The organism is Vibrio gazogenes, assembly GCF_002196515.1.
Taxonomy (GTDB): domain Bacteria; phylum Pseudomonadota; class Gammaproteobacteria; order Enterobacterales; family Vibrionaceae; genus Vibrio; species Vibrio gazogenes_A.
On record NZ_CP018836.1, the window covers coordinates 44,966 to 67,347 of the forward strand.

Here is a 22,382-nt window from a genome sequence, read left to right on the forward strand (position 1 = left end):
ACACTACTCCAGATACTGATAAGGTAAACAGATGTGGAAGAACATTGTGTGAACTTAGACCGTATTTGGCGGCGAATAACATATGCAATTCGTTTTTTCGTATCAAAGAGAGCACAATTCGCGGTAGGCATTGAATCCCGGACCAACTAGACTAGTTGGCAACAATATTGAGTTAGCATCAGGAGATCGTATGAATAACTTTACTTACTTTAATCCAACCAAAATCCATTTTGGTAAAGGTCAGATTGCCGCACTGAAAGAAGAAATTGCGCCCAATAGCCGCGTGTTGCTGACTTACGGTGGCGGGAGCATTAAAGCGAACGGTGTCTATGAGCAAGTGCTCGATGCGCTTCAGGAATGTTCTGTCGTCGAGTTCGGCGGCATTGAACCCAACCCGCATTACGAAACCTTGATCAAAGCGGTTGCGATCGCAAAACAAGAGCAGATCGATGTCATTCTGGCTGTCGGTGGCGGTTCGGTGATTGATGGCAGTAAGCTGATTGCCGCCGCTGCATGTTATGACGGTGATTACTGGGACATCATTACCACCGGTGGTGCTTGTGTGAAGCGCGCTTTGCCTTTGGGCTGCGTGCTGACATTGCCGGCAACCGGCTCTGAGATGAACAGAAACAGTGTGATTACCCGGGCAGAAACACAAGATAAATTAGCCTTTGGTTCTGATTTTGTGCTGCCGTTATTCTCGATACTTGATCCACAAACCACGTATACGCTGCCGACCCGACAAATCGCGAATGGTGCCGTGGATAGTTTTGCTCACATTATGGAGCAGTACATGACGTATCCGGTCAATGCGAAAGTCTCAGACCGTTTTGCTGAAAGCCTGTTGACCAATCTGCTGGAAGACGGCCCGGCAGCGCTGGCGACGCCTGAGGATTATGAGGTGCGTGCCAATCTGATGTGGACAGCAACAATGGCGCTCAACGGTACGTTGAAAAATGGTGTGCCGTCAGACTGGTCAACCCATGCAATTGGTCATGAACTGACCGCGCTGTATGGTCTCGACCACGCTCAGACGCTGGCGATTGTGATGCCTGCATTATGGCGTTACAAAAAAGAGCAGAAAAAAGGCAAACTGTTGCAGTATGCCCACCGCGTACTCAATATTACATCGGGTACAGAAGATGAGCAGATCGAGCTGGCGATTCAGAAAACCGAAGACTTCTTCATCCAGATGGGTAATCCAACCCGACTTTCTGACTATAACCTGAGTGAGAAAGATATTCCGGCAGTGGAAGAAAAACTGACAGCCCACGGCCTGCTTGCGCTCGGAGAGCACCAAGATATAACCCCGCAAGACGCCGCCGAAATATTGAAATTAGCGCTGTAACCGTACAGTGAATCAAAACAGCCCAGTGATGAGAACATAACTGGGCTGTTTTTTTGTCTGTGGGTTGAGTGTCATATTCCGGTGCCGCGCTGTTGGCTTATAAAAGTATCGCTCTCGCAAATTGGCACAATTGGTAGGGAATAGACTGCAAATCTGATAACATTCAGGCTCTTCAGTCATCACGTTGATAGCACTGGATTTACCTAAGACTAGGAACTATTTTGACCAATAATGATATTTTACGCCGTGTACGTTATACATTTGATTTGAAAGACAGTGTAATGACTGAAATCTTCTCTTTAGCAGACTTGAATGTGACCGATGAACAAGTCATTCGTTGGCTGAAAAAAGAAGACGATGAATCTTTTGTCAAACTTAGCGACACAGAGTTGGCTGTATTTTTAAACGGTTTTATCAACTTTAAGCGTGGTAAACGCGAAGGTGAGCAGCCTAAGCCAGAAGAGAAATTAAGCAATAATATCGTGTTTCAAAAGTTACGTATTGCTTTGAACCTGAAAGCTGAGGATATTCTGGACATTCTGCAACTTGTAGATTTTCGTTTAAGCAAGCATGAACTCAGTGCGTTTTTCCGTAAGCCAGAAAACAAGCATTATAGAGAATGCAAAGACCAGATTCTTCGCAACTTCTTGCTCGGTCTTCAGCATCAGTTGCGTCCGGGTAGTGATGGATCCGAAGCATAAAAATTGTTTAAGAGTGATTCGCAACGCATGGCATTTTTACTATGCGTTGCTTTGAACATATGCGTTGCTTTGAATCATTAAAATATGATGTGGTGATTCTCGCTGAAACTGCATCTTGAGGTCATTTGGGTATATTCAATATATTTAAGCAAAGCGCTTTTCTAGGTAGTTAATAATATCTGAAGATTCATACATCCATTCAACGTTGCCATCTTGTTCAATCCGTAAGCAAGGCACTCTGACTTTACCGCCCCCCTCAAGCAATTCTGTTCGGTATTTTGAGCCTTCTGACACGTCACGCTTTTCAATCGACAGGTTCAGCTTATACATCGCTCTGCGCGTTTTCGTGCAGAATGGGCAGGCCGAAAACTGGTAAAGGGAGAGGCCGGTTAGCGCTTGGTTAATTTCTTTTTGTTTTTCGGGGTCGCGCTTTTTTTTAGGACCACGGGTGATGAGATCAACTGCAATAATGATGTAGCCAAGTAGGTTACGGATGACGTTGATAAGTAATTTCATGTGCATGCTCGCTTGTTCTCAAAAAATAAATGAAGATGGGTCATGCCCAACTGCCGCCATTCTAACGATAAAATGCTAATAATTTAAGGGCAAGGGAATTGATTCTAAATTGTTGCGATATGTGCACCCTTATGAATAATGGTGTGCTAAGATCAGATGCGAGTTAAATCAGGGGAAACAACGTATTCAGCAGTATAACAATCAATATTTCTAGCATTTAGATGCTGTTTTTTATTGAAGTATTAGAAAATCTGTTTTTTCGTTGCAAGTATTGGATGAACTCAATCTATAAAAAGGAACCTTTATTTTATCGCTGCCTTCTGGCAAGTTTGTGCGTTCTGGTGCTTAATCGATCGATTCAACTGGTACATCGCGCGGGACAGATTAATTGCAAAATAGATAGTTATACTGTTAATATCACTTAAAATAAAATTAGAGCACTAAACAATTGCTGCTTTTTTTTACTGATTTTTACTAATTTTTCGCTTTTGAAAGACATAGAGAACTAACGATTAGGCATTATTATGGATGAAGATGCATTTAAGAAATACAGTATAGATACGACGGATTATCAGGTTGGTCAGGACAATATACAAAAGTGGGGATTTGATATACACAACCCCGTTTTTGGCATCAGTGCTGCACTCGTTTTATTATTTCTAGGTTCAGTGCTTTTTATTGAACCAAGCGCTGCTAAAGAGGCATTGAACGCTGTAAAAAACGGTATTATTGAAAAGTTCGATACGTTTTTTATGTGGTCGGCAAACTTTTTTGTGCTCTTTACTCTCGTTATTATGTTGTCCCCGCTGGGGAAAATCCGTATCGGGGGGAAAGACGCCGTCGCAGATCACTCCCGTAGTTCTTGGCTTGCGATGCTCTTTGCGGCGGGGATGGGGATTGGCCTCATGTTTTGGGGCGTGGCAGAACCCACCGCCTACTTCACCGATTGGTGGGGAACCCCACTCAATGTCGAACCGATGACACCAGAAGCGAAATCCCTTGCTCTGGGGGCGACGATTTTCCATTGGGGAATCCACGGTTGGGCCATCTATGCGATCGTTGCACTCGCCCTGTCTTTTTTTGCGTTCAATAAAGGCTTGCCACTGTCTATACGCTCTGTGTTTTATCCGATTTTTGGGGATAGAGCTTGGGGCTGGCTGGGTCACATTATCGATATTATGGCCGTATTGGCCACGTTATTTGGTCTGGCAACGTCTTTGGGGCTTGGTGCTCAGCAAGCAACTAGCGGTATCAACTATGTCTTTGGTACCGACGGCGGGTTTGGTATGCAATTGACGGTCATTGTTTTTGTGACGCTGATTGCAATCATTTCAGTGATTCGCGGGATTGATGGTGGGGTGAAAGTACTGAGTAATATCAATATGCTATTCGCTTTCATACTCCTCGTCTTCATCACGGTGGTTTGCTTTAATATCGCGATCACCTCTGTACCCGAGACGTTCATTGCCTATATTAAAAGTATTATCCCACTCAGTAACCCATATGGGCGAGAAGATAAAACATGGATGCACGGCTGGACGGTGTTCTATTGGGCATGGTGGATTTCATGGTCACCATTCGTCGGTATGTTTATCGCGCGCGTGTCTAAAGGCCGTACGGTTCGTGAGTTCTTATTTTCAGTCGTTTTTATTCCGACGTTGATGACCATTATTTGGATGGGGATTTTTGGCGGTATAGCGCTTAGTCAAGTGATCAATAAAGTCGGTGAATTAGGTACGAATGGATTAACGAATATTTCTCTTACTTTGTTCCAAGTTTACGATCAACTCCCGTTCGGACACATTATTTCTGTCGTGTCGATTGCTCTCATTTTGATTTTCTTTATCACATCATCAGACTCCGGCTCGTTGGTTATCGATAGTATCACTGCGGGAGGGAAAATCGACGCACCTGTACCGCAGCGTATTTTCTGGGCATCGATTGAAGGAGCGATTGCCGCGATGATGCTATGGGTTGGCGGTACTGACGCCTTGCAAGCATTGCAATCTGGCGTGGTGACAACGGCGCTGCCATTTAACTTCATATTGCTATTGATGTGCGTTAGCTTAGTCAGGGGACTTCGAACCGAACTTCACCTCTATTCTAAGTAGTTTGGGATCACGTTTATCCGCTCAAAAAGACCAGCTTTAGCTGGTCTTTTTTAATTGTCTCACCACTCTTTAGCTATATTGTCACTGCTTTCGCCAAATTTAAGTAAACAGCATGACCTTTTTACGGTTACTGTGTCACTTTTACTAGCAGGATATCACAGGGCATTGCTTCAATTAGCGGAGCAGAAACGGACATAAAAAACTGTCCTAATCGGCTATAATGATGGTGGCCCATAATTAATAAATCGATATTATTTTTCTTTATGGCATCTATAATTTCATTGGATAGATCACCCGAACAAATAATTGAATTGGTTATTGGGTAATCAAGATCCCCCAGCTTTGCTAAAATGTCGGATTGAGAGCGAGATCGGGCCATCTCATCATATTTTTCAAAGTCGAAGTCTAATTCGCCAATATAGAAATCCTCAAATTTCATGTCAATATGAATAGTAGATAAAGTCGCGTTATGATGACGAGCTATTTCAACACCTTTATTGACGATGGTTTTTAAATTTTCATTAGTATTAATTGCGACCAAAATATTGTGGTAAGACATAAGTGATTCCTTAAATTAGATGAATGCCGGTTGAAACTAGATTGGTAACGAAATAACCACCAACGATCAGCCAAATCCATAAAATAGTAGCTAAAATAATCGGTTTTATTCCTACGCCACGAATTTTATTAATATTTGTATCTAACCCCAATGCTCCCATAGCCATGGTTAATAAGAAAACAGAAGCTTTAGTTAGAATCCCCACAACCGCTACCGGAATAATATGCATTGAATTAATACCCGCAGCAACAACGAAGAAAATAGCAAACCATGGAATAGTAATTTTTACTTTTTCTCCAGACGAATTGGCACGATGACGAGTAAGGTAATAACTCAAAATCATTAAGAAAGGCGCGAGCATCATCACTCGAGTTAATTTCACAATAACGGCAGTAACCGATATGTCATGACTCATTGCATTCGCCGCTGCCACGACTTGCGCAACTTCATGGATGGTAGCACCGGTATAAATCCCCATGATGGTATCATTCACTGCAAATACATGATAAATCAAAGGGTAAACAAACATACCAAGCGTACCAAAGATTACGACAGTCGCCACCGCAACCGCTGTATGGTGAGGTTTAGGTTTTATGACTGGCTCGGTACCCAAAATAGCTGCGGCACCACAAATTGAAGACCCTACAGCAGTAAGCATAGCGGCTTCTTTTTCCATTTTTAAGAATCTGATACCAATATAAGACCCCCCAACAAATGTCACTGAAATAATAATAATATCGGTGATAAGACCGACACTGCCTACACTAATAATTTGTTGGAACGTGATAAAAAACCCGTAGAGAATAATTCCTAATCTAAGCAACTTTTGCTGGCTGAATTTTATTCCGCTTTCAGCTGACTTTGGTATTCTAGAGCCCGCTATATTACCAATAATCATTCCTAAAATAATGCAAATCACTAACGAGCTAATTTGATAATGCCTGAAAAAATCCATTGTAGATAAATAATAAGATATCAATGACAATATCAGTGTAAATATAATACCTTTTAGATATTTCATAAGTCCCCCCATGAGCGATAGTTCTATGTTAACTAATTAGTACTAATACTGATATCTAGATAAAATTTACAAACGTTTAGTTCTATTGAACATCTACGGCAATACATTCATGGTTTTTTTATGGGTGACACAAAGAAGACACTCATAAATCTATCCTTGTGCTGTATAACAAAGACAGTAAAGGGATGGTTTGTCGCTAAAATTCGCTAGCGCTTTGAATTGAATCGCATTTTTCTCAGCGATATGCGCAAAATGAGAGTTGGTGGTGTTTTTTGTCAGTCCCTTGTTTTTTGTTTGACTGAGTCGAGTGTTGTCCAGAACCGCCTTTTACGGGCGTCCTGCCCCGAAAAGCCTAACCATTCTCCCGAAATATTTTTCTTCGTTGGGTGGTTGATTCACCTTTATACAAAAAAATTGACAACTGAGCACCTTTATATGAAAGTGGGTGTATGAAATCTAATCTAGTTCAACTCAACAATCGAATTATCATCATTCCTTAGGAATGGTGGGATTTTGGTATACCTTGTATAAATCTAACCCACCCTAGAAGGTGGGTTTTCTTTTTCTACCTTTTAGGAACTAGTCTCTTGGAGGGATTCAAATGAAAAAGGTCGCCGTTTTTGGAAAGCCGGGTAGCGGAAAATCAACAGTCAGCAAAGCATTAGCGTTAGCGAGCGGTTTACCGCTTCACCAACTCGATTCATTGGTTTACAAACCAAATGGCGAGTTTGTAGCGCGAGAAGAATTTGATGCTGCTTACAACGAGATACTGCGTTCAGACTCATGGGTCATTGACGGCCTTGGTCCCATCAATTCCTTTTATGAGCGTTTAGCTGCGGCAGATACTCTGGTTTATATCGACCTACCATACTCAGTCAGCTACTGGTTCGTGACCAAGCGTTTGCTGAAAGGATTATTTATAAAACCTGAGGGTTGGCCTGATGGCAGCTCTATATTAAAAGGTTCTCTGAATAGCTATAAGACTTTGAAGTTATGCCCTAGGTTCTGGAATGATGATTTTTTGTCTAAGTTAATGGCGTACTCTGGAAGCAAAGATGTCTACATCATCAAAACCGTGTCAGAGCTGAATGATTTTGCTTTCGTACATGCTAAATAACACGTATATAAACGAGTATAAAAACACGTTAATTTGAATGGAGTAATACGTTGATTTCAGGATTAAATCGCAATAAGAGACTTTACGATTCCGCTTTGATCGGTCATATTGCGGCACTGGCTCAAAATAACTGATGATTGAAACACCTTGGATGTCGATACGAAAAATGACCACCTCTCTGACTCATAAAGATTATTTAAAGATTGCGATTCCTTTTGTTATTTCAACATTGACGCAGCCGTTACTGGGGGCGGTGGATACCGCGGTTATCGGTCAGCTTGGGTCGGCAGCGCTGATTGGTGGTGTGGCGGTCGGGACAGTGATTATGAACACCCTGTACTGGCTGTTCGGGTTTTTCCGCGTCAGTACCACAGGGCAGAGTGCGATTGCGTTAGGCAAAAATAGTGAGCAAGCGAAGGCTCGCAGTTTACTCCATCCTTTTGTGATGGCGGCAATCGTCGGGGTGATGTTTATTCTGGCTCAGAGCCTGATTTGGCGTGGTGCAGAGTGGATCATTCAGCCGGAGCCGGATGTCGCAGCGCAGACCAAGCAATACTTTTTCATCCTCATTTGGGGCGCGCCATTTGTATTGCTCAACTACACCTTGATTGGCTGGTTGATGGGGCAGGCTAAAGTCAAAGAGACTTTGGTAACTCAAATCTTCGGCAATGTGCTGAATATCGTATTGGATATTTTGTTCGTCGTCGGCTTGAATATGGGCGTCGCAGGCGTGGCGATTGCGACACTGGCCGCGCAGGTTGCTACGTTTGTGATTGGCCTTTATTTGGTGCGGCGGGCGGCGGGGTTCTCATTTGTCCCTTACCTTGGTTTGGCGAAAATGGGGGGGCAGGAGCTCAAAACCATTATCTCTGCCAATACGGATCTGATGTTGCGGACAGTCTGTTTGCTGGCGATGTTTAACTGTATGGCGCGCTTCGGCTCGGCTTTGGGGGCTGATACATTAGCCGCCAATGCGATTATGATGCAAATGACTTTTCTGATGAGCTATATGTTTGAGGGCATTGCCAATGCCTCAAGTGTGTTCAGTGGCAAATCAGTCGGTGAAAAATCATTGGATCTCTTTAAACATGTGCTCAAAATGAATTTTCAGTGGACGAGCTGGCTGGTTGTATTACTGGTGGTGGTGATGGTGATCTCGCATCGCCAACAGGTGTTACTGTTTACCCAAATTCCCAGTGTTGTTGAGCAGTACCATCAGGTCAGCGCATGGCTGATTGCTTTTCCATTCGTGGCCGGATTTGGCCTGACTGTCTACGGTATTTTTACCGGGAGCGGCACCACCCGACCGGTCAGAAATTCAACCTTTATGGCGCTGCTGGTTTTTCTGCTGGTGATTTATCTCACGATTGATGTCTGGGGGAATCAGGGGCTGTGGTTGGCATTTACGTTGTTTTATGTCGGACGTTTCGCTTTTCTCTATCCGTATATTGATCGGGTACGGCAGCGGTGCGTTGCAGCATCATTCTGATCACGTAAGTCGTCTCAAGTTGATAAGGGCGGTATTCGGGGATCAAACGACGTGATAGATTAAAACCCAACGGACGGTTTCATGATTGGTTATTAAGGATTCATCACATATGGCATTTTCAGCGTGGTTATCACTCTTTACGATTTGCTTACTGGGAGCGATGTCACCGGGGCCGAGTCTGGCGATGGTGACCAAGCACACGCTGGCCGGTGGTCGGCTGAACGGTATTGCCACCGCGTGGGCCCATGCATTGGGGATCGGGACGTATGCTTTCTTGACGATCATTGGTCTTTCTATTGTTTTACAAAAAGCGCAGTGGTTGTTTCAGGCGATTAGTTTGGTGGGTGCGGTTTATCTGGCTTATCTGGGCTGGAAGGCGCTGCGCTCTCAGGGCGGCGTGGCTACAAATGTCGCGACCGGAATGCGTATTTCGGTATGGCAATCCGCCAAAGAGGGGCTGATGATTTCAATATTGAATCCGAAGATTGCCCTATTTTTTACTGCGTTATTCAGCCAGTTCATCACCCTGAGTCATGACGTCACAAGCCGCACGATTGTAGTGATGACTCCCCTGATCGTCGATGGGTTGTGGTATACCTTACTCACGTTATTGTTTTCCAGTGCGGCTGTTTTGACCCGTTTAAAGCGTAAAGCGGTACTGATTGATCGGATCTCTGGTGTGGTTTTGATTGCACTGGCTTGTCGAATTGTCGTAAATATTTGATTTAAATCAATTTTTAGTGGGTGTCATTTTGACTCGAATGTGTCTTTTTGAACGAAGTGAGCGTGTTAAAATGACTTGCGTATGATAAGGTTATTATTTTAACTTAATGAAAATTATATAATTTTTAAATGGCATGGTTTATGCCATTTTAGCTCCGGAATGAAAATGAATTTATACAACAATATCTGGAGCAAGCCTATGTTTTGTATTCAATGTGAACAGACGATTCAAACCCCGGCAGGAAAAGGTTGTGCCTATGCTCAGGGCATGTGTGGTAAAACTGCCGAAGTATCAGATCTTCAAGATGTCTTGGTCTATTCACTTCAAGGGGTCTCTTTCTGGGCAGATCTCGGTCGGCGTTGTGGGGTGATTGACCCGGTCATTGACCAATGGGCACCGAGAGCATTCTTCTCAACCTTAACCAATGTGAATTTTGATCCGGAGCGCATTGTCGAGCTGGCAATTGAATCGAATCAGTATCGTCGTTCGCTGGCTGAACGGGTCCGGGCCGCAGCGGTATTGCACAATATTGAACTCCCAACCCCTTACACTGCGGCACAGGTTGATTTGCCGGAAAGCCGTGACGCATTGTTGTCGTTAGCCCCCGATGCCGCCGTGAATCGCGGTCAGAACACATTGCATGAAGATATCATCGGTTTAAGACTTTTGTGTCTGTACGGTTTGAAAGGGGCCGCGGCCTATCTGGAACATGCCCGAGTGCTGGGTCAGACGGATGCAGAGATGTTCGCGCAATATCACAAAATTATGTCTTGGTTGGGGAGTGATCCGGAAGATGCAAAATCTTTGCTCGATACCTCAATGGAAATTGGTCTGATGAACTTTAAGATCATGGAAATGCTCGATAAAGGGGAAACAGATACCTTTGGTCATCCAGAGCCAACAACCGTTAATGTGAAACCGGTGAAGGGGAAATGTATTTTAGTCTCCGGGCATGACTTGCATGATCTGGAAAAAATCCTTCAACAGACTGAAGGATTGGGAATCAACGTTTATACCAATGGTGAAATGTTGCCCGCCCATGCCTACCCGGAACTGAAAAAATACCCGCATTTGGTCGGTAACTATGGCAGTGCGTGGCAGAATCAACAGAAAGAATTTGCCAACTTCCCCGGTGCGATTGTCATGACCTCTAACTGTTTGTTGAATCCGAATGTTGGTCAGTATGCGGATCGAATCTTTACCCGCAGTATTGTCGGCTGGCCGGGTGTTCAGCATATTGAAGGGGATGATTTTAGTGATGTGATTGCGTGCGCCCTTGGTCAAGACGGTTTCCGTCATGATGAAATCGAACACTTCATCACGATTGGATTTGGTCGCAATGCGTTGATGCAAGCGGCCCCGGCAGTGATTGATCAAATCAAGCAGGGCAATATCAAACACTTCTTCTTGGTCGGTGGGTGTGACGGTGATAAAGCCGAAAGAAGTTACTATACCGAGTTTACCGAGAAAGCCCCGCAAGATAGTGTGATCCTGACGCTCGCATGCGGTAAATACCGTTTCAACAAAAATGACTTCGGTGATATTAACGGGATCCCACGGTTATTGGATGTCGGCCAATGTAACGACGCCTATTCCGCGATTCAACTTGCGCTGGCGCTGGCCAATGAGTTCGACTGTGGCGTCAATGATTTACCGTTAACATTGGTGTTGTCTTGGTTCGAACAAAAAGCCATTGTGATTTTGCTGACACTGTTGGCCTTGGGTGTGAAAGGGATTTATACCGGCCCGTCTGCACCTGCATTCCTGACGCCGAATTTGATGGCGATTCTGCAAAGCGAATTCGATATGCGCAGTATCACAACTGTCGATCATGATCTGAATACCATCCTTGCTGCATGATTTGGCATTGATAGCGCCTCTCGGGGAGCCGGGAGGCGCTATTTCGGCTCTTCCTGCTTTTCCCAAACATTCACAATAACCATCATTTCAGAGGGAGTATCACGATGATCGCAGAGGATTCAGAGACACCTGTTGCATTGGTCTGTACCGACAAGTGGCATGAAACACCGGATACCGTGAGTTTTGTGCTGGCTTGCCCGGAGAATGCCCGCCGTTTTCATTTTAAGCCCGGTCAGTTTGCCAGTTTAGGATTTGAGATTGACGGTCAAATGGCGTATCGCGCCTATTCGATTTGCTCATTGCCAGACCAGACGATGATGAAGTTCACGGTCAAGCGTGTCGAGGGCGGTCAAGTCTCCAACCATGTTATCGACCATCTGCGTGCCGGTGATCGGGTTCAGTTGCTGAAACCTCAGGGCGCATTCAACAATGTTGACTGTACGCACCGGGGACGTGTTGCACTGATCAGTGCCGGATGTGGCATTACGCCAGTGATGTCGATGGCTGCGGATTGGCTGGCGCGCGAGGGCGTCGATATCGTCTTTATTCATATTGCCCGTGATGTGCGCCATACCATTTACTATGAAGAGCTGTTACACCTGAATACGGTTCATCCATCATTTCATTTGAAGTTATTGCTTAAACAAGCCGACGATAGCGAGCATATGCAAGGGCGGCTCGATCAGGATTATTTGCTGAAACTGTGCCCGGATATCCTTGAAAGAACCGTCTATCTGTGTGGGCCCGAACGCTTTATGCAAGATGTCACCACTTATCTCGATCAGATTGGATTTCAGATGGCGGACTGTTATCAGGAACGATTCAGTGCTGCCGCGATGGGCATGGACTCATCTCCGTCTGGTCTTCAATCCGGTGATGCGTCGGTGACGGTGGCAGTCCCCGGTTTTGGCGTAGCGGTTGATGCTCAGGCAGGAGATGGCTTGTTAGACGTTTTGGAATCGGCAGGTGTACCGGTGATTGCTGCCTGCCGCAGTGGTATCTGCGGATCATGTAAATGCCGGGTTGAACAGGGGCAGGTTGAGTTTTCCAGCCAAGAGACACTGAGCGAAGAAGAGATTCGATCCGGTTATGTGCTCGCCTGCTCAAGCCGGATCCGTTCGGATCTGAAAGTGTCACTATAACGGGGTGATATAACGGTTTGATTAAACACTCATGTCGATTCGCAACATCAGCGCTGGTTAGAAACGCGGATTCGTGGCTTGACGGCCGCGTTAGTCGCCTCAAGTCACCTCAACACCGTATTAAAATGTGAATGACAGTGCCAGAGTGAAGATATGACTGTCATGCTCAATCGGTGCCGTTTGAACCTGAGTAAAATGACCACTGAGTGGGATCTGCGGGCTGCGAATATATTCCCACTCTGCATTGAGCACTAGCCGTGGCGTGAGCGGATAACGTAACCCAAGCAGATAAGTTTGATTCGCATGGCCGCGCAACTGCCCGTACTGCACATAAGGGAGCCAATTGCCCATATCCCGAGAAATTCCGATATACCAGTCGGCAAACAGTCCCGAGTCATACAGCGTTTCCAGCGCAATATTGTAGCCTTGATACAAATAGTTGAATCCGACTGACAACATATCCATGTCATAATGATAAACCGTGTTCCCGTTCTGTTTCTGATCCGAATCCACCGACAAATAGGACAGATGGAGTTGATGATCGTCCTGCAACAGATCTACCGTTAAGCCATAAGCGCCGCTACTATCGAGCGTGAAAGGTTTGCCGAAAAATTGATAGTCATTTTCTTCTGCTGCGGCAAGATAAGGAGAGATTTTGAGTTGTAATTGCTCCGTCGGCCAGTATTGCCACTCGTATGCCACGCCATTGTAATGAGTCACCCCGGAAAAACTGTCGTATATATCATGGGGCGGACGAATCCACGGATAGGCTGCCGAGACATAATAATACTCCGATAATAAGAACATCGGGATTCTGAGCCGACCGAGTTTCAGGGTTGAATTGCCTTGTGTATAAGCCAGATAAGCCCATTCTAGCTCCGGGTCTGAATAATCGTCCTGAGGCCGCTTGACCACCTGAACTGAACTCCGAAACTGATCATTGATGACCCAATCGAGTTGCAGGCCGAGCGTGCTGTCACAGTCGGCACACCAGTGATCATCGATATCCCGGTAGTTAAAAACAGGGACATTGCTGTCAGAACGGCTGAGACTGAACGTGCCAAAGCCGCTGAGACGAATGGCGTCATTAAATTCGTACGGTTGTGCACTGGTTTGGAATGTGGTTATCCAGACTAAGATAAATCGTATCCAATGCTTCATAGCGAGTCCTCGTCATCCAAACGATAAAGAATGCGAACCTGATCTGAAAGCCAATCCTGAGGAATATAGACAATGCCGTTTGGGTGCTCGTCCAGCCACTGACTGATGGTATTCATAGCGTCATTATATAGTTCATAAGGGGGGATAAATTTGCCGGAAAAGCTTTGTCTGGCGCGAATCGCCTGCATCTGGGTTGGGGATTTCCCCAACAGGCGATGGTAGAAATGTGTCCTGATCGTCGAGTTGGCAGGTAAGTCAGCCAATTGAACATGGGTGCCGTTAATATGGGTCAGCCGCCCCCGATAGAGCATTTTGACCTGAGCATCGGTTAATAACGGGAGCGTATCGCTCTTGGTAATTATCGCGAACTGATCTGCAATACAAGGTGTACTGAATAACAACATACAAAGCATCCACCAAGTACCAACAATACGCAAATATCGTTCTCCATTGCATTGAGATTAAGTTCGGGCAAGTCATTTTATAACGTCTATATTTAAAAAGTAGGCCAGCTTCGTAAAGTTTCAAGGAAGAAATTATGTCGGTACTCAAATGCTTATCGATAAAAAATCGACTGATTGTGTTATGCATTGTACCAGTCATCATTATCAGTTGGGGGGCGTATCAGTGGTTCATGCAAGTTGAGAGTCGGATGAATGGGTACGCGAATACGCTTTCTCGTATTGCAATTTTAGAACAAATTTCTACATTGTCCGATCAATTTTACCAGTTGCTGGAGCTTCGGCAGACGACTGGTGGGGTTGAACTTGATCAACTGTTACAGTTTCAGCAGGCAACGCAAGGTGTTGCCACTGCGCTCAAGCAACATCAAGGCGAGGTGCTGGCTATTGGTGATCAACAGGTGATGGTCTCCAACCTCGATGAATTGTCAAAACTGACAGAACGGCTGTCCGGTATTCAGAATGATGCCTTGATGGCTCAGTCATTGTGGGGATTTGATTTAATCTATGAAATGATGGTTGCTTTGCAGAAGCAATCAGACTATTTAGCACCCACGCATATTTATCAGATGGAAACAACATTTGGTCAGTTAAGCTGGTTTCTCTACTGGATTGAGCGAGAAACTTGGCTGATGCATGAAATTCAAAATAAGCGTCAGGTCGATGCCTTTATGCGCCAAGAGTATTTTGAAATTATTGCGAGGCAACAAACCTATTTAGAATATTTTATCAATTTCGGTGCCAGCGACGCGCAATTGAATCAGATGACCAAGTTTTTGTCTCAGCAGGAATTTCAACAGGCCAGTGTTTTGAGAGACAAAATGCTTTATGACCGGATTGAACCACAGCTTCTTAATCAATACATTACCAGCCTTGAACGTAAGCAGGATGCGTTGCGTCAGCTTGTGCTGGGGTACGCCAAAACGTTATCACAAAATATCCAGACGCTGGTGAATCGTGATAAACAGTTTATCTATACAGCCATTGTACTGGTGATTCTGACGTTATCTGGTTTGATTTTGCTGAGTATTAGCACGTCATATCGTATTTCGACTCGGTTGAGTCGGATCTTACATGCGATGGCACACATCAATGAAAAATCACAGGCCGGCCATGTGGAGAATATTCCCGTTGACGGGTATGACGAATTTGCCCGTTTTGCGATCGGCATGAACGACGTGATGCAAACATTAACCGAGCAGAAAATCCATCTGGTTAAAGCCAAAGAAGAAGCAGTTTCCGCCAATCGGGCAAAAAGTGCCTTTCTTGCCAATATGTCCCATGAAATTCGAACCCCGCTGAACGGGATTATCGGTTTAACGGAAATGCTCAGGATGCATGAGCTGACCGCCCCCCAAAAAGAAGTGATTGCAGATATTGAAGTGTCTTCGCAAACGTTGCTGATTCTTATCAATGATATTTTAGACCTGTCTAAAATTGAATCTGGCCGACTGGCGATTTCTCCGCACTCGTTTAATATCCGAGAGCTTGTTTATGACGCAGTGAATATGCTGAATTCCAAGGCGGTTGCCCAATTTAACGAGTTGCAAGTCTCACTGGATCCGAAATTACCGACCCTTGTGATTGCGGATGAATTTCGTCTCAGACAAATTTTAATGAATCTACTGTCCAATGCCGTGAAATTTACCCGTGAAGGTAAGATCAGAACAGAAATTCTGTACCAGGAGGCTGATGCCACATTGATTTGTCGTATTAAAGATACGGGCATTGGCATTGAGGAAGACAAAATAGAGCAAATCTTTGAGCCGTTTAGTCAAGAGGATGACAGTATCACGCGCCGTTATGGCGGTACCGGATTAGGGTTGCCGATTTGTAAGCAATTACTCACGCTGATGAGCGGTGCGTTGACGGTTGAGTCGGTTAAAGGCAAAGGAAGTTGTTTTGAAGTGAGACTTCCGCTCAAGCTGCCCGCGGAGCAGCCGAAGTCTGAGCCACTCGAATTTCGGGCATTACTGATTTCGAACAGTTCCGTGTATAGTGCGCAAATTCATCAGGAGTGCCAACGGCTTGGCGGGGAATTGAACCGAATCGAGTCATTGGATGATATCGGCCAAAAGCTTGACCGCTCATTAGATACGATTTTGTATTGTCCTTGCCTGACACGTAATGCCAGCCAAGAGATTGAGAAACTTCGTCAGCTTTTTCCATCGGTAAGAATTGTTTCTTGCCAGCATCACCTCTTCTTAAACCGAGCGTTGGTGAGCCTGACCGATGCAAATATTACGCTGCCGTTTTTGGGGGCCCGCATGGAATCGGCACTGCGGGAAACTCATCCGGGACTTCATCAACCCACATTGGCAAGAAGTACGGTGACAGACGACCAGCTCACAAAACGAATCTTGGTGGTGGAAGATAACCTGATGAATCAGAAGATTGCCAGCTTCTTTCTCGATAAAGCCGATTTTGAATATACCGTGGTCAACAATGGTCAGGAAGCATTAGATGTGATAACGCAGGGCGGCCAGTATACCGCGGTATTGATGGATTGTATGATGCCCGTGATGGATGGTTTTACTGCCACGCGCAAAATTCGCCACTGGGAAATTGAAAATCAACGTGGACACATCCCCATTATTGCACTGACAGCCAGTGTGCTCGATGAAGACATTACCAAATGCTATGAGGCAGGTATGGATGCATACCTGCCAAAACCTTATAAAGCGGAACAGTTGCTCGACATGCTTAACTCGTTTCAGATGTCGTCATTCCGTTAAGCTGACAGGCTGAACCGCTGCTATACAAGCAGCGCGGACTAACGGGTATTGCTATCTGTCCGATTGTTCAGCTCGCTGAGCGGTATCCAGCAGACACCGACTTTGGCTTGATCGAACATATCCTGACTAACCTGAATTTTATCTCCCCAGCGGGAGAGAAAGTCTTGGCTCTGTTCAGGGCAGTAAACCGTGGTGATGCCGGTCTGGATAATTTTGGCGGCACAATTGGGACAGGGAAAGTGTGTGACATAAATGTCGCAGCCATCCAAGTCACGTTTGGCGAAGAGGATTGCATTTTCTTCCGCGTGCAGAGTTTTCAGATATTTCATATCCCGATCATCGATATCGACGCTATCGGAGATGCCATGCGGATAGCCATTGAATCCGACGGAGACGATGCGGTTCTGTTTGGTAATCACAGCACCAACCTGAGTGGAGGGATCTTTACTCCAGGATGAGACCAGTTCTGCCATCTGATAGAAGCGGTGAACCCATTTTGACATCATGTCTGCTAACCCTATGTTGTTTTCATCTATTGATATCATGCAGTTTATATTGAATCCGGCGTGGAGGGAACTAGGGGATTTTTAGGATATTTTTTGTAAGAGATCGCTTACATGGAATGTGAGATATGGCTGTTTGTTTGTCAGTCTTGTATGTGTTTATTTAAACTAATTGACTGATAATATTATGTTTTCTTATTTTTGTGAGGTCCGTCGGTTGGATGGGTTTCGACCCAATGATTTGCACGAAAATCGAATTCGCGTATTCTGAAACTGTCGGTAGGATGCTGACAGGAACAGGAAAGGCCCAAGGATTGGTCATCTTCAGGAAGAAGATTCGATGGTTCAGGATGACTCATCGGCATGGATCGCAAAGGGACACACGCCAAGATGGCGATGTAATGGAATGCGCTGAAGGACTCAGCAGACTATCAGGGAATAGATGCAGGGAGCACATTGAGTAGCTGGATTGCTGCAAGTAAGAACAGAAACCCCATCAAGCCTCGCTTGATGGGGTTTTCTATTTGCATTCCGGTTAGCGGCGTGTAGGATAAGCTGCGTTTTTCAACAGATAAAGGTTAAGCATATGCAAGCTGAGGTTACTTGGGTTGATGGATTGAAATTTATGGGTCAGTCCGCGTCGGGTCATTCGATTGTGATGGATGGCAGCAGCGGTAAAACGGCACCGAGTCCGATGGAAATGGTGTTGATGGCTGCCGGAGGCTGTAGCTCTGTTGATGTTGTCGACGGGCTGAAATCCGCAGGCCAGCGCGTCACCGACTGCCGGGCGAAGCTGACCACGGAGCGTCGTGACACAGCACCGCGCTTGTTTACTCAGATTCATATCCATTTTCAGGTTTCCGGTGAAGCATTGGATCCGGCCATTGTCAGCAAAGTGACCGCTGATTCACTGGAGAAATATTGCTCCGTTTGTCTGATGCTCGGTCAAGGTGTGGAGATGCGTCATAGCTGGGAAATCATCGCAGCGGATACTGACAATTGCTGATGCCGTGCGTTGATGAATGCATTACCAAACAGACAAATGAACAAAAATGATGGTGTGAGAATCAGTGGATGATGAGGGGCTGATGAGAAAAAACAAATCGGCTTGGCGGCTTCATCCTCAGTTTGCTGTGAAACAGGCACCTTCAGATGTTTTTATGAATTTCGAAGCGTTTGTTTCGAATACGGAAACACGTATTCACAGCCATCCTTGGGGGCAGGTACAACTGATTTCTGGCGGTATTTTAGAAATGGAAGCCGAGGAAACTCGCTTTCTTGCGCCCCCGCATTTGGCGATCTGGGTACCGGCTGGGGTTGTGCATCGCAGCTATAATCGTAAGCCGCTCGACTACTGCTCGCTCAATATTGATCAGTCCCTGACCCCGGCATTTCCGCAGCAGACCAGCTTACTGAAAATCACACCGATTGTGCAGGCGATTATTGAAGATTTTCGCCAGCGGCAAGTGAGTATACCGCAGAGCGAAGCGGATCAGCGATTGGTTGATGTTTTGCTCGATCAGCTGTCTGCTCAGGAGACCGAGCTCCATTTCTTACCCTCATCAACCCATAAATATCTCTTATCCATCTTGGCTGCGGTTGAAGACAATCCTGCCGATGATACCAGTTTAAAAATTTGGGCAGAGCGGGTACATACCACGGAACGGACACTGGCACGCTGTTGTCAGAGTGAACTAGGGATGAGTTTCACCGAGTGGCGGATGCGGGTTCGCTACCTGCATTCGATGGAGTTGCTGCGTCGTGGCTGCTCAGTCAAAGAGGTCGCGTACACTCTGGGGTACCGTCAGGCCAGCCCGTTTATCAGTATGTTTAAAAAATATGCAGGTGTGACACCAGAACAGTATAAGCACCGTTTCCTCGCCCTTGATGAGTGAGTATTCACGCGTTATTACCTGTTTTTTTCCGCTGTGTTTGGCATGATGTAGTACTGAATTGATGTGCTTGTCTTACCACACGGATCGGGTCATGATGAGCGCTGCATTTCAATACAGTTTTTTAATGCATTTTTTCAATACATTGTTTCAATACAATACCGAATGAGAGAACCTTTATGGCCGGAGTCAGCTTACTTACTCTTCTTGATGATATCGCGACCCTGCTTGACGATATTGCGGTGATGTCTAAAGTCGCTGCCAAAAAAACGGCTGGGGTGCTGGGGGATGATCTGGCGCTGAATGCGCAGCAGGTCTCCGGTGTGGCGGCTGAGCGTGAAATTCCCGTGGTGTGGGCCGTTGCGAAAGGTTCGCTGCGTAATAAAGTGATTCTCGTCCCGATTGCGTGGGGATTAAGCCAAGTCGCTCCGTGGTTAATCATGCCATTGTTGTTACTCGGTGGGTTATATCTCTGTTTTGAAGGGGCAGAGAAGGTGATTGAAAAGTATAGCCACTCACCGCATCAGGACGCTGAACAAGCACAACAGGAAGAAGATGAGAGCTCGTTGTCTCTTGAAGCGTATGAAAAACGCAAAGTCGCTGGGGCGATCCGCACCGATTTTATTCTGTCAGCAGAAATCATTGTGATTGCGTTAGGAACGGTACAGGGACAGTCAGCCCTTGATCAAATTTTAGTGATGAGTTTTGTTGCGGTCTTGATGACAGCGGGTGTGTATGGCTTGGTCGCCGGGATTGTCAAACTTGATGATCTCGGCTTTTACCTCGAACGACGTTCCCACAGCCGAGGCATTTTTCATGTGATAGGGCAGATGCTGATTCACGCGGCCCCGCGGTTTATGAAAATCCTGACTGTAGTCGGTACGCTGGCGATGTTTCTGGTTGGTGGCAGCATTATTACCCATCAGGTGATGATACTGCATCATGGCATTGAGTCATTCGTCCATTGGATACCGGATGTCTCTCTGATGCATTCAGTCGGTCGTCTCATCGGGCAGAGTCTCATCGGTTTTCTTGCTGGATTAATCCTCGCAGTGATCTGGATAAGCGGACATCGCCTTTTTGCCCGTTCTTCGTCGTGAACCCCATTTAGTTTGATGACGAGTGATACGCCATAATGAGCTCAGAATGCCCGGTGTGCTCATCGATTTGCTCTCCAAGCAAAGAGAATCCATTTTTCTCATAGAACCGGATGCTTGGCGTATTGTCTTTGTAAACCGTGAGCTGTAATTGTTCTCGCCTATTTTTTGCATCATCAAGCAAGAGGGCTCCTACGCCTTTGCCCTGTGAGTTTGGTGCGACAAAGATCGCTGCTAGGTTGTTTTCGTACAGGCTATAGAACCCGACGATTTTTCCATCGGCTGTATAGACCCGTGTTTCCGATGCAGGGATGTATACGTCACGCATCTCGCCAATTTTCGATTGCCAAAACGCGGCTTCAATAAAGTTATGAGCCTGAATGGATGCCGATAGCCAAATTGCCAGGATTTGATCAATATCGGCTGCCTGATAATTGCGGATCATTGAATTGCTCCTAAGTGATCGTCATGGATGATATGGATTTCTGTCGATTTTGTTACACATCCATTTCGATGTGTCTGTTATCGCCCGACTTACTTTTCAAACAGTCGCTCGTGAATGTATGACACCATAGATATCATACCCCTCGGAGATCTAAGCATAGATATAACGCATGAGGTGTGGGTTACAGTTTAGATCGATGACATATAATGCGTTTTAACTCAATCGATTAGATGAAAAATATTATACTAACAACTGTAGTGTAAGGATATTAAGAAGAATGCAAGATAAGCAACAAGAATCACATTGGGTAGTCGAGTATTTATTTAAGCCGTGGGGGATGATCATTCTTTTGATGTGCGGTAGTGCTCTAATTTCTGCAATCCACCCCAATATTAGTTTAAGTCTTGATAACATGAAAATAGGATTTCAACTGTTTTCAAAAGAAAGTTACGGATACTATACGATCTGGTGTGCAATGATGGCTTTTATACTTTCATCATTGCTGTTTTACCTCTGCCCTCCCGATTCAACATGGGAAAACTTTTTCAAGTCAATTAAAACTCAGCTACTCTCACTGATTGCTGGCATGTTGTGGTTTCTCACATTATTGATGATCTTACAATTAAGTGACTGGATAAAAATGGCGTTTCCGTGGCAACTTTTGGTGACGTCTGTGTTAGCAGCCTTGATGGATGGATTACTGATATATTCAAACAAGAAAATTTCATCGTGCAGAAAAATTTTTGCCGTTGTTTTATTTTTCGCTATTGTCATTGTGGCGCCTTTTTATCTACCATTTTTTAAGTCATAGTTCGTAGCAAAATCAGCTTATGCGCGATTTCGAAAAGTGATCCGCTTTCAATGAGTGGCAGAGCTGGCTTAGACTGACCTTCACGGAGCTCATAATCAACTTGTTTTGCCAGCTGAATGCCTTGCTAGCCGCGTGTTTAGCTTTTGTAAACAAGCAACTCATCAGTATCTCTCGTGATATTGAGATATTTCTTTGATTTATCAGCTTGAGTTTGGTCATTCTCGATACCAAGTCGCTCTAGCTTTGCCATGATTTTTTGTCGTTCCATTGTATTTTCTCTATCACATTTGGGGGGAGATGAAACACGCATATCGGTCAACGTTGTTCCTTGAGGAAGTCCCAAAGACTGATAAGTCATTTATTGAAACACAGTGCCATGATTTTCTAGCGTTTCTTTACCACATACCGTACACACGATATATCTGTCGGTTAACTCCAACGAAGCACCGGCAGGTAAAGAGGCGGCAGAACCACTAAAGAAACCATCCAGAAATGCTTTGAACTGTTCTTTTTTCGATTGACCGTATTTCGATGGTTTTTGCTTCATCACCTCTTTGTGCTCGGTGTCCTGCCCGCAATGTTCACAAAATCTGGTTTTCATCCTGATGTCCTTGAAGTGGTTATATTGATAAATATACCATTTCCGCTTTTCTCACGTTTGACATGCCGCCACACTTTCACACTATGTT

The 22,382-nt window shown here is 45.2% G+C and carries 22 protein-coding genes; 13 read left to right on the forward strand and 9 right to left on the reverse strand.

Translation table 11 applies throughout. From position 1 onward, the window contains the following. Positions 1 to 190 precede the first annotated feature (190 nt). Both BSQ33_RS15925 and BSQ33_RS15930 read left to right on the forward strand, forming a co-directional pair. Positions 191 to 1,348, forward strand: coding sequence for an iron-containing alcohol dehydrogenase (locus BSQ33_RS15925; RefSeq protein ID WP_021019085.1), 1,158 nt, complete (start codon positions 191 to 193; stop codon positions 1,346 to 1,348). A gap of 221 nt (positions 1,349 to 1,569) precedes the next feature. Then, a complete protein-coding gene (locus BSQ33_RS15930; protein WP_088134630.1) occupies positions 1,570 to 2,049 on the forward strand; it encodes a DUF1456 family protein in 480 nt (159 codons plus the stop codon). 144 nt (positions 2,050 to 2,193) lie between these two features. On the opposite strand, the gene BSQ33_RS15935 is transcribed toward BSQ33_RS15930, so the two are convergent. Next, positions 2,194 to 2,565 carry a glutathione S-transferase N-terminal domain-containing protein gene (locus BSQ33_RS15935; RefSeq protein WP_088135269.1) on the reverse strand — a complete coding sequence of 124 codons (372 nt, stop codon included), beginning with the start codon at positions 2,563 to 2,565 and terminating at the stop codon, positions 2,194 to 2,196. A gap of 524 nt (positions 2,566 to 3,089) precedes the next feature. On the opposite strand from BSQ33_RS15935, the gene BSQ33_RS15940 reads away from it, so the two are divergent. Continuing rightward, entirely contained in the window at positions 3,090 to 4,676 is a 1,587-nt protein-coding gene (locus tag BSQ33_RS15940) for a BCCT family transporter (protein ID WP_021019088.1), read from the forward strand. Positions 4,677 to 4,803: 127 nt separating this feature from the next. Here BSQ33_RS15940 and BSQ33_RS15945 read toward each other — a convergent pair whose 3' ends face one another. Both BSQ33_RS15945 and BSQ33_RS15950 read right to left on the reverse strand, forming a co-directional pair. Further along, positions 4,804 to 5,235, reverse strand: a complete 432-nt coding sequence (locus tag BSQ33_RS15945) for a universal stress protein (protein ID WP_021019089.1) — start codon at positions 5,233 to 5,235, stop codon at positions 4,804 to 4,806. 10 nt (positions 5,236 to 5,245) lie between these two features. Further along, positions 5,246 to 6,256 carry a YeiH family protein gene (locus BSQ33_RS15950; RefSeq protein WP_157721416.1) on the reverse strand — a complete coding sequence of 337 codons (1,011 nt, stop codon included), beginning with the start codon at positions 6,254 to 6,256 and terminating at the stop codon, positions 5,246 to 5,248. A 601-nt stretch (positions 6,257 to 6,857) separates the two neighbouring features. Here BSQ33_RS15950 and BSQ33_RS15955 point away from each other — a divergent pair. The 5 genes from BSQ33_RS15955 to BSQ33_RS15975 all read left to right on the forward strand — a co-directional run bounded on the left by BSQ33_RS15955 (position 6,858) and on the right by BSQ33_RS15975 (position 12,588). Then, positions 6,858 to 7,373 (forward strand): adenylate kinase, encoded by a 516-nt coding sequence (locus tag BSQ33_RS15955; RefSeq protein WP_021019091.1) that lies wholly within the window; start codon positions 6,858 to 6,860, stop codon positions 7,371 to 7,373. A gap of 151 nt (positions 7,374 to 7,524) precedes the next feature. Continuing rightward, positions 7,525 to 8,862 (forward strand): MATE family efflux transporter, encoded by a 1,338-nt coding sequence (locus BSQ33_RS15960; protein ID WP_232472009.1) that lies wholly within the window; start codon positions 7,525 to 7,527, stop codon positions 8,860 to 8,862. Positions 8,863 to 8,971: 109 nt separating this feature from the next. Then, a complete protein-coding gene (locus tag BSQ33_RS15965; protein WP_072954624.1) occupies positions 8,972 to 9,586 on the forward strand; it encodes a LysE family translocator in 615 nt (204 codons plus the stop codon). A gap of 198 nt (positions 9,587 to 9,784) precedes the next feature. Further along, entirely contained in the window at positions 9,785 to 11,446 is a 1,662-nt protein-coding gene (hcp, locus tag BSQ33_RS15970; RefSeq protein WP_088134632.1) for a hydroxylamine reductase, read from the forward strand. A 104-nt stretch (positions 11,447 to 11,550) separates the two neighbouring features. Further along, positions 11,551 to 12,588 (forward strand): hybrid-cluster NAD(P)-dependent oxidoreductase, encoded by a 1,038-nt coding sequence (locus tag BSQ33_RS15975; RefSeq protein WP_021019095.1) that lies wholly within the window; start codon positions 11,551 to 11,553, stop codon positions 12,586 to 12,588. A 120-nt stretch (positions 12,589 to 12,708) separates the two neighbouring features. Here the strand turns inward: BSQ33_RS15975 and BSQ33_RS15980 are convergent, their stop codons facing one another. Both BSQ33_RS15980 and BSQ33_RS15985 read right to left on the reverse strand, forming a co-directional pair. Beyond that, complete coding sequence (locus tag BSQ33_RS15980; protein WP_021019096.1) at positions 12,709 to 13,749, reverse strand: sulfate ABC transporter permease; 1,041 nt, start codon at positions 13,747 to 13,749, stop codon at positions 12,709 to 12,711. Then, the gene (locus BSQ33_RS15985; RefSeq protein WP_232472010.1) at positions 13,746 to 14,186 is read right to left on the reverse strand and encodes a hypothetical protein; all 441 of its coding nucleotides are present in this window, start codon (positions 14,184 to 14,186) and stop codon (positions 13,746 to 13,748) included. Before BSQ33_RS15985 ends, BSQ33_RS15980 begins: the two co-directional genes overlap by 4 nt. A 101-nt stretch (positions 14,187 to 14,287) precedes the next feature. Here BSQ33_RS15985 and BSQ33_RS15990 point away from each other — a divergent pair, with 101 nt between their 5' ends. Further along, on the forward strand, positions 14,288 to 16,945 hold the full coding sequence (locus BSQ33_RS15990; protein WP_088134633.1) for a hybrid sensor histidine kinase/response regulator: 2,658 nt from the start codon (positions 14,288 to 14,290) through the stop codon (positions 16,943 to 16,945). A gap of 38 nt (positions 16,946 to 16,983) precedes the next feature. On the opposite strand, the gene BSQ33_RS15995 is transcribed toward BSQ33_RS15990, so the two are convergent. Continuing rightward, positions 16,984 to 17,451, reverse strand: coding sequence for a dCMP deaminase family protein (locus tag BSQ33_RS15995; protein WP_027694006.1), 468 nt, complete (start codon positions 17,449 to 17,451; stop codon positions 16,984 to 16,986). Positions 17,452 to 18,034: 583 nt separating this feature from the next. Here BSQ33_RS15995 and BSQ33_RS16005 point away from each other — a divergent pair. The 3 genes from BSQ33_RS16005 (at position 18,035) to BSQ33_RS16015 (ending at position 20,440) form a co-directional block, all read left to right on the forward strand. After that, the gene (locus BSQ33_RS16005; protein WP_088134635.1) at positions 18,035 to 18,454 is read left to right on the forward strand and encodes an OsmC family protein; all 420 of its coding nucleotides are present in this window, start codon (positions 18,035 to 18,037) and stop codon (positions 18,452 to 18,454) included. Positions 18,455 to 18,536: 82 nt separating this feature from the next. After that, positions 18,537 to 19,343, forward strand: coding sequence for an AraC family transcriptional regulator (locus tag BSQ33_RS16010; RefSeq protein WP_039837127.1), 807 nt, complete (start codon positions 18,537 to 18,539; stop codon positions 19,341 to 19,343). Positions 19,344 to 19,519: 176 nt separating this feature from the next. Then, positions 19,520 to 20,440, forward strand: a complete 921-nt coding sequence (locus BSQ33_RS16015; protein ID WP_088134636.1) for a DUF808 domain-containing protein — start codon at positions 19,520 to 19,522, stop codon at positions 20,438 to 20,440. A 7-nt stretch (positions 20,441 to 20,447) separates the two neighbouring features. Here the strand turns inward: BSQ33_RS16015 and BSQ33_RS16020 are convergent, their stop codons facing one another. Then, positions 20,448 to 20,882, reverse strand: a complete 435-nt coding sequence (locus BSQ33_RS16020) for an N-acetyltransferase (RefSeq protein WP_088134637.1) — start codon at positions 20,880 to 20,882, stop codon at positions 20,448 to 20,450. Positions 20,883 to 21,159: 277 nt separating this feature from the next. Here BSQ33_RS16020 and BSQ33_RS16025 point away from each other — a divergent pair, with 277 nt between their 5' ends. Beyond that, positions 21,160 to 21,693 (forward strand): hypothetical protein, encoded by a 534-nt coding sequence (locus BSQ33_RS16025; protein ID WP_088134638.1) that lies wholly within the window; start codon positions 21,160 to 21,162, stop codon positions 21,691 to 21,693. 136 nt (positions 21,694 to 21,829) lie between these two features. On the opposite strand, the gene BSQ33_RS21835 is transcribed toward BSQ33_RS16025, so the two are convergent. Both BSQ33_RS21835 and BSQ33_RS16035 read right to left on the reverse strand, forming a co-directional pair. Then, positions 21,830 to 22,051 carry a hypothetical protein gene (locus BSQ33_RS21835; protein WP_088134639.1) on the reverse strand — a complete coding sequence of 74 codons (222 nt, stop codon included), beginning with the start codon at positions 22,049 to 22,051 and terminating at the stop codon, positions 21,830 to 21,832. Then, complete coding sequence (locus BSQ33_RS16035) at positions 22,052 to 22,294, reverse strand: hypothetical protein (RefSeq protein ID WP_021019107.1); 243 nt, start codon at positions 22,292 to 22,294, stop codon at positions 22,052 to 22,054. Positions 22,295 to 22,382 lie beyond the last annotated feature (88 nt).

Bases quoted from the DNA above. Each gene is read 5' to 3' on its own strand.
- BSQ33_RS15925 (WP_021019085.1), top strand. From the start codon at position 191: ATGAATAACTTTACTTACTTTAATCCAACCAAAATCCATTTTGGTAAA.
- BSQ33_RS15935 (WP_088135269.1), bottom strand. From the start codon at position 2,565: ATGAAATTACTTATCAACGTCATCCGTAACCTACTTGGCTACATCATT.
- BSQ33_RS15940 (WP_021019088.1), top strand. From the start codon at position 3,090: ATGGATGAAGATGCATTTAAGAAATACAGTATAGATACGACGGATTAT.
- BSQ33_RS15945 (WP_021019089.1), bottom strand. From the start codon at position 5,235: ATGTCTTACCACAATATTTTGGTCGCAATTAATACTAATGAAAATTTA.
- BSQ33_RS15950 (WP_157721416.1), bottom strand. From the start codon at position 6,256: ATGAAATATCTAAAAGGTATTATATTTACACTGATATTGTCATTGATA.
- BSQ33_RS15955 (WP_021019091.1), top strand. From the start codon at position 6,858: ATGAAAAAGGTCGCCGTTTTTGGAAAGCCGGGTAGCGGAAAATCAACA.
- BSQ33_RS15960 (WP_232472009.1), top strand. From the start codon at position 7,525: ATGTCGATACGAAAAATGACCACCTCTCTGACTCATAAAGATTATTTA.
- BSQ33_RS15965 (WP_072954624.1), top strand. From the start codon at position 8,972: ATGGCATTTTCAGCGTGGTTATCACTCTTTACGATTTGCTTACTGGGA.
- hcp (WP_088134632.1), top strand. From the start codon at position 9,785: ATGTTTTGTATTCAATGTGAACAGACGATTCAAACCCCGGCAGGAAAA.
- BSQ33_RS15975 (WP_021019095.1), top strand. From the start codon at position 11,551: ATGATCGCAGAGGATTCAGAGACACCTGTTGCATTGGTCTGTACCGAC.
- BSQ33_RS15980 (WP_021019096.1), bottom strand. From the start codon at position 13,749: ATGAAGCATTGGATACGATTTATCTTAGTCTGGATAACCACATTCCAA.
- BSQ33_RS15990 (WP_088134633.1), top strand. From the start codon at position 14,288: ATGTCGGTACTCAAATGCTTATCGATAAAAAATCGACTGATTGTGTTA.
- BSQ33_RS15995 (WP_027694006.1), bottom strand. From the start codon at position 17,451: ATGATGTCAAAATGGGTTCACCGCTTCTATCAGATGGCAGAACTGGTC.
- BSQ33_RS16005 (WP_088134635.1), top strand. From the start codon at position 18,035: ATGCAAGCTGAGGTTACTTGGGTTGATGGATTGAAATTTATGGGTCAG.
- BSQ33_RS16010 (WP_039837127.1), top strand. From the start codon at position 18,537: ATGAGAAAAAACAAATCGGCTTGGCGGCTTCATCCTCAGTTTGCTGTG.
- BSQ33_RS16015 (WP_088134636.1), top strand. From the start codon at position 19,520: ATGGCCGGAGTCAGCTTACTTACTCTTCTTGATGATATCGCGACCCTG.
- BSQ33_RS16020 (WP_088134637.1), bottom strand. From the start codon at position 20,882: ATGATCCGCAATTATCAGGCAGCCGATATTGATCAAATCCTGGCAATT.
- BSQ33_RS16025 (WP_088134638.1), top strand. From the start codon at position 21,160: ATGCAAGATAAGCAACAAGAATCACATTGGGTAGTCGAGTATTTATTT.
- BSQ33_RS21835 (WP_088134639.1), bottom strand. From the start codon at position 22,051: ATGACTTATCAGTCTTTGGGACTTCCTCAAGGAACAACGTTGACCGAT.
- BSQ33_RS16035 (WP_021019107.1), bottom strand. From the start codon at position 22,294: ATGAAAACCAGATTTTGTGAACATTGCGGGCAGGACACCGAGCACAAA.